7 protein-coding genes are annotated in these 12,442 nt (G+C 69.3%); 5 read left to right on the forward strand and 2 right to left on the reverse strand.

Annotated features, from left to right (window positions below):
• The first annotated feature begins 121 nt into the window (after positions 1-121).
• The 4 genes from KBX37_RS21875 to KBX37_RS21890 all read left to right on the forward strand — a co-directional run bounded on the left by KBX37_RS21875 (position 122) and on the right by KBX37_RS21890 (position 9,458).
• Positions 122-661, forward strand: coding sequence for an integrase core domain-containing protein (locus KBX37_RS21875; RefSeq protein WP_210777789.1), 540 nt, complete (start codon positions 122-124; stop codon positions 659-661).
• A gap of 92 nt (positions 662-753) precedes the next feature.
• Complete coding sequence (locus KBX37_RS21880; RefSeq protein ID WP_210777790.1) at positions 754-1,821, forward strand: integrase core domain-containing protein; 1,068 nt, start codon at positions 754-756, stop codon at positions 1,819-1,821.
• Positions 1,822-2,062: 241 nt separating this feature from the next.
• On the forward strand, positions 2,063-5,746 hold the full coding sequence (locus tag KBX37_RS21885; RefSeq protein ID WP_210777791.1) for an alpha-glucuronidase family glycosyl hydrolase: 3,684 nt from the start codon (positions 2,063-2,065) through the stop codon (positions 5,744-5,746).
• A 100-nt stretch (positions 5,747-5,846) separates the two neighbouring features.
• Entirely contained in the window at positions 5,847-9,458 is a 3,612-nt protein-coding gene (locus KBX37_RS21890) for an alpha-glucuronidase family glycosyl hydrolase (protein WP_210777792.1), read from the forward strand.
• Between the two features lie 185 nt (positions 9,459-9,643).
• Here the strand turns inward: KBX37_RS21890 and KBX37_RS21895 are convergent, their stop codons facing one another.
• Both KBX37_RS21895 and eda read right to left on the reverse strand, forming a co-directional pair.
• Complete coding sequence (locus KBX37_RS21895; RefSeq protein WP_307849155.1) at positions 9,644-10,741, reverse strand: sugar kinase; 1,098 nt, start codon at positions 10,739-10,741, stop codon at positions 9,644-9,646.
• A 1-nt stretch (position 10,742) separates the two neighbouring features.
• Entirely contained in the window at positions 10,743-11,372 is a 630-nt protein-coding gene (eda, locus tag KBX37_RS21900) for a bifunctional 4-hydroxy-2-oxoglutarate aldolase/2-dehydro-3-deoxy-phosphogluconate aldolase (RefSeq protein ID WP_210777793.1), read from the reverse strand.
• 102 nt (positions 11,373-11,474) lie between these two features.
• On the opposite strand from eda, the gene KBX37_RS21905 reads away from it, so the two are divergent.
• Complete coding sequence (locus KBX37_RS21905; RefSeq protein WP_210777794.1) at positions 11,475-12,251, forward strand: IclR family transcriptional regulator; 777 nt, start codon at positions 11,475-11,477, stop codon at positions 12,249-12,251.
• Positions 12,252-12,442 lie beyond the last annotated feature (191 nt).

The raw sequence follows: 12,442 nt of genomic DNA on the forward strand, positions 1-12,442 counted from the left end.
CCGGCTGCACGGCGAACTCGGGCACGTCCCGCCGGCTGAGCACGAGGCGCTACACACGATGACCCACCCGGTCACCGGACCCCTGAAAACCAGCTAACCAACTCTCCATCAAACCCGGGGCTTGACACGGACCCTGACCGGCGCACGGCTGTACGTCTTCGCTGTCATCGAGCACGCCACCCGCCGCGTCCGTGTTCTCGGTGCCACCGCCCACCCCACCGCGGCCTGGACCGCGCAACTGGCCCGCAACCTGGTCATGGACCTCCAGGACGCTGGCGCCACGGTGAGGTACCTGGTCCGGGACCGCGACAGCAGGTACACGGCCGCGTTCGACGCGGTCTTCGAAGGCGAAGATATCGCCATCGTGAAGACCGGTGTCCGCGTACCTCGCATGAACGCGATCATGGAGCGCTGGGTGCGCTCGTGCAGAGCCGAACTCCTCGACCGCACCTTGATCGTGAACCAGGCCCACCTGATGCACGCGCTCCGCGAGTACGAGACCTTCTACAACGAGCACCGGTCCCACCGGGCGCTCCGCGCCGCGGCACCCCTACGCCCGCTCCCCCAACCGATCACCGAACCGGACCGACTCGACCACCTCGACATCCGCAGACGTGATCGACTCAGCGGCATCCTCCACGAGTACCGACATGCCGCTTGACCTGTATGGACGGGATTTTCGGCACGCACAGGGCCACAGCCACTGAACTGGGCGAATGTCGTGGCCCGCGGTGTCGGGAATGATCGGCACTTGTGTCGCTGCGTCTGCTGTACCTTGTGCTGTGTCGTATCACCGGCTGGCTGGCCCTCCTCGCCCGAACCGGCGCGGCCAAGGACGTGGAGATCCTCGTCTTACGCAACGAGAACGCGATCCTGCGCCGGCAAAGCCCGAAGCCGCGACTGGACTGGACGGACCGAGCCGTGCTCGCCGCCCTGATCAGACTTCTACCCAGGGCGTTGAAGGTACACCGGCTCGTCAGCCCGGCTACGGTCATGCGCTGGCATCGACGCCTGGTCGCCCGCCACTGGACCTACCCAAACCGGGCCGGGCGCCCACCCGTCGACCCAATCGTGGCCGGCCTGGTTGAGCAGATGGCCCGGGACAACCCAGGCTGGGGATACCAGCGCATCCAAGGCGAACTGCTCGGCCTCGGGCACCGGATCGGCGCCTCCACAATCCGCCGGATCCTCAAGCATCTGGGCATACCGCCAGCGCCGGTCCGCCGCGACCACACCACCTGCCGCCGGTTCCTCCGCACGCAGGCGTCGACGATGCTGGCGTGTGACTTCTTCCATGTGGACTGCGCGCTCACCCTCCAGCGCCTGTACGTGTTCTTCGTGATGGAGGTCGGCGACTGGTACGTACACATCCTCGGCATCACCGCCAACCCCGACGGGCCGTGGACCGTTCAGCAGGCCCGCAACCTGCTCATGGACCTCGGCGATCGGGCCAGCCAGTTCAAGGCGCTGATCCGTGACCGGGCCGGCCAGTTCACCGCCGCCTTCGACGCCGTCCTGGCCGATTCCGGCATCACTGTGTGCAAGATCCCACCGCAGAACCCGCGAGCCAACGCCTACGCGGAAAGGTTCGTCGGCACCGTCCGCCGCGAAGTCACAGACCGCATGCTCGTCGCCGGTGAACGGCCCCTACGCCGAACACTCGAACGCTACGCCCACCACTACAACAGACGACGTCCGCATCGAGCACTGCAGCTGCGACCCCCACGATCCGACCGTCCTGTCGTCGACCTAACCCACGAGCGGACCAAACGCCGGCCCATCCTCGGCGGGCTGATCAACGAGTACGAACGAGCCGCATAAAAGACCAGATCAGCGCACGTGACAGGATTTTGGAACCCTACAGGGCCGGTCTGCAGGGTGTTCAGCGACGGAACGCTGATGCCACCACGCTCAGCACCCGACGGCTGAGACAAGTTTCAGCCGTGCAACGCATTGACCGTCTGCCAGGCGTCTGGTGTGGTCAGCTTGCCATCGCAAACGGTTTCAGAGCCGTTGCAGTAGCTTCCCTCTCCCGTGCCAGCACCTGCTGAAGGAGGACCGCATGCCAGGCGTATCGCGCCGGTCACTGTTGAAGGCCGGCGGAGGAGGCATCCTGGGTGCCTTCCTGATGGCCGCGGAGGCGCAGACGGCCTTTGCCAGCCCCGTCGAGGACCAGTTGCCACTCGAGGACGGCTATCGGTTGTGGCTGCGGTACCAGCCCGTCGGTCATCGTGAACGCCGAGTCGAGTACGAGCAGGCCTTCACTCAGATCGTCCGCCACGGCGACACGCCGGTGCTGCGATCCGCCGCGTCGGAGCTGGCTCGAGGTCTGGCGGGTCTACTGGCCCGAGACGTGCCGGAGTCGGAGGAATTGACCCGGTCGGGGGCCGTGGTGTTGGGCACGCCGGACAGCTCTCCGCTAATCCGCTCCGCGGTACGTGGCGAAGAGCTGACCGATCTGGGCCCGGAGGGATACGTCCTGCGCCGCATCGTCCTGCGCGGCATCGAGGTGACCGTCGTGGCCAGTGCCGGTGAACGCGGCGTCCTGTACGGAACGTTCCATCTCCTGCGGCTGCTTCAGACGGAGGAACCACTCGGCCGGTTGGACGTGCGCGAGCGGCCAGCGGGCCCGCTGCGTCTGATCAACCACTGGGACAACCTGAACCGGTCGGTGGAGCGCGGCTACGCCGGCCGCTCGATCTTCAAATGGGACGAACTTCCGGCGCTGGATGCGCGCTACACCGACTACGCGAGAGCCCTCGCCTCGGTCGGGATCAACGGCACGGTGGTCAACAACGTCAACGCCAACGCCCAATTCCTGGCATCGAACCGCCTCCCGGGTCTGGCGGCTCTCGCCGGGCTCCTCCGCGAATGGGGCGTCACCTTCTACCTCTCCGCCAACTATGCGAGCCCCATCATCCTCACCTCGGGTGACGCCGACCCGATCAGGACGGCCGACCCCTTCGACGCACGGGTGCAGGCATGGTGGCGGGCCAAGGTAGCCGAAATATACGACGCGATACCCGACTTCGGCGGGTTCCTGGTCAAGGCCAACTCTGAAGGTCAACCCGGCCCGCTGGACTACGGTCGCACGCACGCCGACGGCGCCAACATGCTCGCCGACCTCGTTGCGCCGCACAACGGCATCATCATCTGGCGGTCGTTCGTCCACGAGGGGTTCCGCGACTGGGCCGAGTACCAGCACCGGGTATTCGCTCCGCTGGACGGCGACTTCGCCGACAACGTCGCGGTCCAGACCAAGAACGGCCCGATCGACTTCCAGGTCCGCGAGCCGGTGAATCCGCTCTTCGGGGCGATGCCGAACACGAACCAGATGATCGAGCTGCAGATCACCCAGGAATACACGGGTCACGCCACCCACCTGTGCTACCTCGTGCCGCAGTGGAAGGAGGTGCTCGACTTCGACACGCACATGCAGGGCGAGGGCACCACCGTGGCCCGGATCGTCGACGGCAGTGCGTACGGCCAGACGAATGTCGGCTTCGCGGGGGTGGTGAACTTCGGTGACGACCGGGACTGGACCGGCTACCAACTGGGGGCCGCCAATACCCACGGCTACGCCCGACTCGCCTGGAACCCGAGGCTCGACGCGAAGGAGATCGCGCGGGAGTGGGTGCGGATGACCTTCGGGAACAACGACGTCCTGGTCGCGGCTCTCACCAACGTGCTGATCGGATCGAGGCGCACGTACGAGAACTACACCTCGCCGCTCGGCATGGGTTATCTCACCTACCCGCTGGGCGCGCACTTCGATCCGGACCCCCGATCGACGCTCAACCTGTCCCACTACACCGACGCGACCGGCACCGGCTTCGACCGGACGGCGGCGACCGGCACCGGGTACACCGCCCTCTATCACAAGTACTGGGCCGACACCTACGAGTCGCTGGCCTCCGTCCCGGACGAACTCCTGCTCTTCATGCACAAGGTGCCGTACACGCACCGGCTGCAGTCCGGCAAGACCGTGATTCAGCACATCTACGACAGCCACTTCGACGGTTTCCGCCATGCCCTGAAGCAGCGGGAGACCTGGCTGCGGATGGGCCCGTACGTCGACCCGCAGCGACACGCCGACGTACGGAAGACGTTCGACGACCAGATGGCACATGCGCGGCTCTGGCGCGACACCGTGGCGGCGTTCTTCTTCAGCTACAGCAGGATCCTCGACGAGCGCCGTGGCTGGCTGCAGGCGGACCTCAGCGGAGCGTCGGCCGTGCTCTTCGGTGGCTGGCCCAACCGATTGCCCGTCGAGATCGGCAACGCGACCGGCGAGGACCTCACCGTCCGCTCCACCGTTGCGGTCCCCGACGACCACTGGAATGCGTCGCCCGGCGAACGTTCCATCCCGTCCACCGAGTTCGCGACGCTGAAGTTGGCGGTGCAGCCGCCCCTCACTGCGGACATGGTGACCCTGGACCTCGCCGTCGAGCCCACCGCGCTGGAGACGCTCGGCACCACGGGCAAGCAGTTCGTGGTGACGCCGGCGGGCAGGCGGTGCCTGCTCGCGCTCGATGCCGGCTCGTCCAGCAGCCCGCTTGTCCGCGACTACCAGCGGCTGACGCCGGCAACCGCCTGGGATCCGAAGCGTGGGTTCGGCTGGGTTGGGGGCGCTCCGCAGGATCGCGACCGGGGAACAGGGTGGGATGCGCTGCGACGCGACTTCTGCGGCGACTACCCGGCCCGTACGCTCAGGATCGCGATCCCAGCCGGGCGGCACGACGTCGCGGTGCTCGTCGGGGACGGCGGGCCCGACTCCTACCCGACCTTCATCGCCGCTGACGGACAGCGGGTGGCCGAGAGCCCGTACCTCCCCGGCGGGTCATTCGCCTGGGTCCGGTTCTCGCTCGACAGCGGCGCCAGCGGTCGCACTGTGGACCTGACGTTCGACAGCGTTCCCGACCAGTTCTGGCATCTGTGCGCGCTCGTCATCGTCGATCCCAACTCGGTCCTGCCCCCGGCCGTGCTGACCGACGTCGAGGCCGAGTTCGCCTGGCTGGGTGGCCTTCCGGCAGAGGTCGCCGTATCGGTGGCCAACACCGGCAACGAGCTCGTCCCGGTCTCGATCGAGATCGACGTGCCGGATGGCTGGGTGAGCGAACCCGTGTCCCACGTGCTGCCCGCCGGCCGGGAGGAAGTTGTGCGGGTCAAGGTCACGCCGTCAATGGTCCCCACGATCGCGACCGTTCGCGTCCGGGTGACTGCCGAGGCAGAGGTAGGAGACGGCGAGCGGTCCCTGTCCGTGGTCGCGGTGCCACCCGGCGACGAGGTGGCGCTCGCGCTGGACGCCGGCGGTTCGGCGAGCCCTGTGCTGGCCACGTACAAGCGACTGGCCCCCGAGGACGCCTGGGATCCGGCCCATGGGTACGGCTGGGTCGGCCGGACGCCGGACTTCCGCGACCGCAATCTCCTCGACGATCTCCGGCGCGACCTCACGCTCGGACGGGACGCACCGTACGTGCTACGGGTCGCCGTGCCGCCCGGCGTACACCACATGCACGTGCTGACGGGCGACGCGTTCGCGCCCTCGGGAACGACGACGATCCGCGAGAACTCGCAGGACCTCGGCTCCTCCGGCCCGGAGATCATCCCGCAGGGGCAGTTCCGCTGGTTCAGGTTCTCGCTGGACGGCGGCGCGGACGGCCGGACCGCCGACCTGGAACTGGTCGGCTCCCAGCGGGACGGCTACTGGCGTCTGGTGGCGCTCGTCCTGCAACGGGCCGAGTGACGCGGACGACCGGCCGCCGACCCGACGCGTGCCCATCGCATCCGGCCGCGCCAGCGACCGGGACCACGGCATTGAGGAAAAACAGAGACGAGGAGAGACGATGTCGGGACTGACCAGGCGACAGCTGTTGACAGCAGGCGCCGGAGTCGTGGCCGGCGCATGGCTGCTGCCCGCGCAGGCGCTGGCGGCGCAAGCCCAGCCAGCGCAGTTGCCCCAGCTCGATCCGGCCGAGGACGGGTACGACCTGTGGTTGCGGTATCGGCCGGTGGGAAACCCGGGCCGACGTACGGAATACACCCTGGCGTTCACGCACGTCGTACGCCAAGGCGAATCGCCGGTGCTGCACTCCGCGGCGGCTGAGCTGACGCGGGGCCTCAGCGGGCTGTTGAACCGCAACGTCCCGACTGCGGCCCAGCCGTCCGAGCAGGGTGCTGTGGTGCTGGGCACCCCGAGCAGCTCGGCCCTGGTGCGCGATCTGCTGCCCGCCGGCGAACTGGACGAGCTCGGTCCGGAGGGCTTCGTGCTGCGTCGGGTGCGCGGCGACGGCGGCAAGGACATCGTGGTGGTGGCGAGCACGGGAGATCGCGGCGTGCTCTACGGCGCCTTCCACCTGCTGCGGCTGCTGCAGACCGAGCAGCCGGTCGAGCGGCTGGACGTCCGGGACCGGCCGGCGAACCCGTTGCGGCTGCTCAACCACTGGGACAACACCAACGACACCGTCGAGCGCGGGTATTCCGGCGGGTCGATCTTCCAGTGGTCGGTGCCCGGCCTGTCACCGCTGGTCGGCGACTATGCGCGGTATCTGGCGTCGCTGGGAATCAACCGGACGGTGGTCAACAACGTCAACGCGAACCCGCAGTTCCTGACGGCGAAAATGCTGGACGAGGTGGCCGCCGTGGCCGATGCGCTGCGGCCGTGGGGTGTGACGCTGATGCTCTCGGCCAACTTCGCCAGCCCGATCGTCCTCGACCGGCTGCCGACCGCCGACCCACTCGACCCCCGCGTTAAGGCTTGGTGGCGCGACAAGGCCGCGGAGGTGTACGGGAAGATCCCGGACTTCGGCGGGTTCCTCGTGAAGGCCAACTCCGAGGGGCAGCCAGGTCCGGCCGAGTACGGCCGCACGCACGCGGACGGCGCCAACGTGATAGCCGAAGCGGTCGCACCGCACGGCGGCCTCGTCATCTGGCGGGCGTTCGTGTACGACCTGAGCGATGGGGACGTCTCCACCGACGCCTACCGCACCTTCCGCCCCCTGGACGGCCGCTTCGCAGACAACGCCGTGGTGCAGGCGAAGTACGGACCGGTCGACTTCCACGTCCGCGAGCCCGTGCACCCGCTTTTCGGGGCCATGCCCCACACCAACATGACCCTCGAGCTGCAGGTCACCCAGGAGCACACCGGCCACGCCACCCACCTGTGCTACCTCGTCCCCTGGTGGAAGAGGGTCCTGGCCTTCGACACGTACGCCAAGGGGGCGGGCACGACGGTGGCGCACGTCGTGGACGGCTCGGCCTTCGGCTCCGCCCACGGCGGACTGGCCGGCGTCGCCAACTTCGGCGACGACCGGAACTGGACCGGCCACCACCTCGCGGGCGCGAACGCGTACGGCTACGGGCGCCTCGCCTGGGATCCCAGCCTGTCGGCGAAACAGATCACGGACGAGTGGGTCCGGATGACGTTCGGCTCGCAGCCGCGGTTGGTCAAGCCGCTGACCGCGATGCTGCTCGGGTCGTGGGCGACGTTCGAGGACTACACGTCGCCGCTGGGCGTCGGGAACCTCGTGGCTGGCAACGGCGACCACTACGACCCCGAACCGGCGAGCGCGCAGATCGCCGACAGCACGTCCGTGGGGTTTGACCGGACGGTCGCGACCGGCACCGGGTTCACCGGCCTCTATCACGAGCCGCGGAAGCAGATCTACGAGTCCCTGGAATCCGTGCCCGACGAGTTGCTGCTGTTCATGCACCGCGTCGCGTACACCCACCGGCTGCACTCGGGCAAGACGGTGGTCCAGCACATCTACGACAGCCACTTCGAGGGGCTCGCCACAGCTGAGGGTTACCGCCGTACCTGGGACGACGCCGAACCATGGGTGGACAGCCGGCGGCACGCGGAGGTCGCGGAGCGTTTCGACGCGCAGATCACGCACGCCACGGTCTGGCGGGACACCATCGTCGCCTACTTCTTCAGACTGAGCCGGGTGCTCGACGAACGCCGCTCGTGGGTGCAGGTCAAGCTCGCCGATCCGGGCGCGGAGCTGCTCCTGGGCGGGTGGCCGAATCGCCTTCCGATGGAGATCGGCAATGCGTCGCCGACCGCGCTCGACGTCACGGCGCGGGTGAACACCCCCGACGGCTGGACAGCCAAGGCGGCGACCACGGCGATCGAGTCCCGGCAGTTCGAGGTGGTCGACCTGCCGGTCATTCCCCCCACGGTCGGGGCGATCGTCTCGGTCAGCGCCGACGTGCAAGCGGGTGGTAGGCCCGTCCTCGGGGGTACGAACACGTCCCTGGTCGTGGCGCCGGTCGGCCGGCGATGCGTGCACGCCCTCGACGCCGGATCCAAGTCCAGCCCACTGCTGCCCGGATACGCGCGGCTGAGCCCGGAGACCGCCTGGGACGCGCAACGCGGCTTCGGATGGGTGGGGACCCCGCCGCAGCAGCGCGACCGCGGAGCGGCCCTGGACGCACTACGGCGCGACTTCTGCGCCGATGTCCCGGCCCGCACCCTGCGCATCGCCGTCCCACCGGGTTCGTACCCCACGTATCTCCTCGTCGGCGACGTCGTCGGCTCGCGGCCCACCATCGTCAGCGTCGACGGGGTCGAGCTGGCCCGCAGTCGGGTGCTCGCGGGCAACGAGTTCGAGTGGCTGAGCTTCACACTCGACGGCGGGCCGTCCGGCAGGACGGTGGACCTTCGCCTGTCCGGCATCCCCGGCGAGTACTGGCACCTGAACGCGCTCGCCATGGTGGATCCCGCGTCGGTCCTGCCCCCGGTCGTGGTGGCGGGTGCCTCCGCGCACGAGGTGCTCACGCTGCCTGAGGAGCCGGCCCGGGTGGTGTTCACCATGCAGAACACCACCGACGCCGACTCGGTCGTACGGCCGACGGTGAGCGCTGGCCTGGGCTATCGGGTGACGATCGCGTCCGAGCAGGCGACCGTGCCTGCCGGCGGTTCGCTCGAGGTTCCGGTGACGGTCGTGCGGGATCGCGGCACGCCGGACGGCACGCTGACCTTCGAGGTGGGCGGCGAGTCCCTGACGGTGGCCCTGCTGGCGACCGACAACTGGGTGCGCGCGGCCACGATGTCCGCGTCGAGCACCCACGCGAATTCCTCGCCGTCGCTGGCGAACAACGGGAACACCGACTCCGAGCAGTGGAACAACGGTGCGGGCGGCTGGAACGACGGCACGGCCGGCGCGTTCCCCGATTCACTCACCGCCACCTGGGAGCACCCGGTGCGGCTCGGACGGGTGAAGGTCTTCACGCTGGACAGTCGGCAGTACCCGGCGGCCAACTGGGGACTGCGCGACTACGACGTTCAGCTGCAGGTCGATGGTGCCTGGCAGACGGCGGCGGAAGTGCGGGGCAACGCGGCGGGCGTCGTCGAGTCGACCTTCCCGGCAACGACGGCGAGCGCCCTGCGGATAGTCGTCCACGACTCCAACGACCACGGGTACAGCAGGATCATGGAGCTCGAAGCGTACGAGTAAGTGACGGTGGCGTCGGCGCCGCGGTCACCGGGCGTCGACGCACCGCCCATGCTTCGCGCGCAACTCGATCATGAGGAGGGATCGGCGTGGCCGGTCCATACAGAAGGAAGCAGCGCTGGCCCGGTCCCTCGACAGGGACCGGGCCAGCTGCTTTCGCCGGACCCGCCGGCGGGTCGTTCCGGCCGCTACCGCTGGACGCGAGCGCCCCCGCCGCGGACGAGGGACTCGACCTCCTTCAGGCTCGCCATGGAGGTGTCGCCGGGGGTGGTCATGGCCAGGGCTCCGTGCGCCGCGCCGTACTCCACCGCCGTGGCCAGGTCGCCCGTCTTCAGCAGCCCGTAGATCAAGCCGGAGGCGAAGCTGTCGCCGCCGCCGACCCGGTCGAGGATCTCCAGGCCGGCCCGGTGGGTCGCCTCGACGAACCCGCTCTCGGCCGACCACGCGATCGCGCCCCAGTCGTTGACCGTGGCGCTGCGGACCGTACGCAGGGTGGTGGCTACGACCGCGAAGTTGTCGTACTCCTTCGTGACCGCCTCGATCATCCGCTCGAAGTTGGCCACCTCGAGGTGGGACAGCGACGCGTCGGTGTCGGGCACCTCGAAGCCCAGCGACGCGGTGAAGTCCTCCTCGTTACCGATCATCACGTCGACGTAGCGGGCGAGCCGCCGGTTGACCTCCCGCGCCCGCGCCTGCCCGCCGATGGTCTTCCACAGGCTGGGCCGGTAGTTCAGGTCGTACGAGATGACCGTGCCGTGCCGGCGGGCGGCGGTGATCGCCGCCTCGATGGTGTCGGGGGTCGTGGCGGACAGGGCGGCGTAGATGCCACCGGTGTGCAGCCAGCGCACCCCGAGGGTGCCGAAGAGGTGGTCCCAGTCGACATCCTCAGGCCGCAGCTGGCTTGCGGCGCTGTGCCCGCGGTCCGAGGTGCCGACGGCGCCGCGTACGCCGAAGCCGCGCTCGGTGAAGTTGAGGCCGTTGCGGACCGTACGGCCGATCCCGTCGTACGGCATCCAGGTGATGAACGAGGTGTCCACGCCCCCTTGCAGGACCAGGTCCTCCAGTAGGCGGCCCACCTCGTTGTCGGCGAAGGCGGTGACCACGGCGGTGCGCAGCCCGAAGCAGCGGCGCAGGCCACGGGCAACGTTGTACTCCCCGCCGCCCTCCCAGACCCGGAAGCTGCGGGCGGTGCGCACCCGGCCCTCGCCCGGGTCGAGGCGCAACATGATCTCGCCGAGCGAGACCAGGTCGTACCGGCACTCGCCAGCGGGACGGATCTTGAGCACCTCACGCCTCCGATGCGGATCGGGCCGCCGCCACGGCGGCCGCGGTACGGCGGGTGACCTCGTCCCAGCGCCCGGCGATGATCAGGTCCGGGGCGACCATCCATGTGCCGCCGACCGCCAACACCGCGGGGTGGGCCAGGTAGGCGGCGAGGTTGTCGGTGTTCACCCCGCCGGTCGGAATGAACCGCACCGAGCGGAACGGCGCGGCCAGCGCCTTGATCATCCCGATGCCGCCAAGCTGCTCGGCCGGGAAGAACTTCACCGTGTCGAGCCCGGCGTCCAGCGCCAGCATGATCTCGGTGGGGCTGGTGACGCCGGGGAAGACCGGCACACCGAGCTGCTGGCAGTGCCGGACGACTGCCGGCCCGAAGCCGGGACTGACGACGAAACGCGCACCGGCCTCGACCGCCCGGTCGACCTGGGCCGGGGTCAGCACGGTGCCGGCGCCGACGAGGAGGTCGGGCCGCTCCGACATGGCCCGGATCGCCTCGGCCGCTGCGTCAGTGCGAAAGGTGACCTCGACGCTGTGCAGGCCACCCTCGACGAGCGCCGCGGCGAGCGGGGCGGCGTCGCGGGCGTCGTCGAGCACGACCACGGGCAGGATCCGACCGGATCCGACGGCCTCGACCACGCCGCCAGCTCCCGATTCAGTGTGTTCAGAATGACGAACGCTAGTCACATACTTGACCCTATCGGAGTCCGTCGTCGTGTCAACCCCGCTAAAGTGGCCGCCATGACCTCGCCCGAAGGATTCGCCCCGGTGAAGTCCGCCGGCCGGACACTGGAGGTGCTGGAAGAGCTCGCCGCCTCGCCGCAGCGGCGTTCCCTCGTCGACCTGGCCCGTGCCCTCGACATCCCGAAGAGCAGCCTGCACGGCATCCTCCGCACCCTGGTCAAGCGCGGCTGGGTGGAGAGCGACCTGACGGGCACCCGATTCGGGCTCGGCATCCGCGCACTACAGGTCGGCGCCGCGTACCTCACCGCGGACGACACCACCGCGCTGCTCGGCACCGTGCTCGACGACCTGTCCCGCCAGTTCGGCGAGACCGTCCACCTCGGACGCCTCGACGGGCCGCACGTCGTCTACCTCGCCAAACGCGAATCCGTGCACCCCCTGCGGTTGTACAGCGCCATCGGGCGGCACCTGCCGGCCCACGCCACCGCCCTCGGCAAGGTGCTGCTCGCCGAGCGCACCGACGAGGAGGTCGACGGGCTGCTGAGCTGGCCGCTGCCCGCCCTGACCCGGCACACCGTCACCGCCCCGGACGCGCTGCACACCGAGTTGGCCGCCATCCGGGCGCGGGGCTACGCGGTGGACCACGAGGAGAATACCGACGGCATCATCTGCGTCGCGATGGCCGTGCCCCTGCGGTCGCCGGCGACGGACGCGATCAGCCTCTCCGTGCCGGTGGCCCGGATCGGAGCCGACAGCGAGGAGCGGATCGTGGCCGCCCTGCGCCGGGCAGTCGACCAGCTCAGGGCGGCCAGCGGCCTGCTGACCAGCGACTGAGCCGCCGCTCGACGTCGGGTACGGCGTCGAGCGGCGGGGCCCTCACGCAGCAGTCAGGTGGCGCTCGTCACTGATACGACGCCAGCAGCGAGGGGTCCCCAACTCGTCGGTACCGCAGCCACAAGTCGTACCCGTCTTCAGCTGGCAGCACAGGTGGCGCGGTGGCGCCCCAAGCCGAGGCAACCGGCAGG

This window comes from Micromonospora sp. U56 (assembly GCF_018070095.1).
Taxonomy (GTDB): Bacteria; Actinomycetota; Actinomycetes; order Mycobacteriales; family Micromonosporaceae; genus Micromonospora; species Micromonospora purpureochromogenes.

Coding starts and splice junctions, on each gene's coding strand:
- KBX37_RS21905 (WP_210777794.1), top strand. CDS start 11,475: ATGACCTCGCCCGAAGGATTCGCCCCGGTGAAGTCCGCCGGCCGGACA.
- KBX37_RS21885 (WP_210777791.1), top strand. CDS start 2,063: ATGCCAGGCGTATCGCGCCGGTCACTGTTGAAGGCCGGCGGAGGAGGC.
- KBX37_RS21890 (WP_210777792.1), top strand. CDS start 5,847: ATGTCGGGACTGACCAGGCGACAGCTGTTGACAGCAGGCGCCGGAGTC.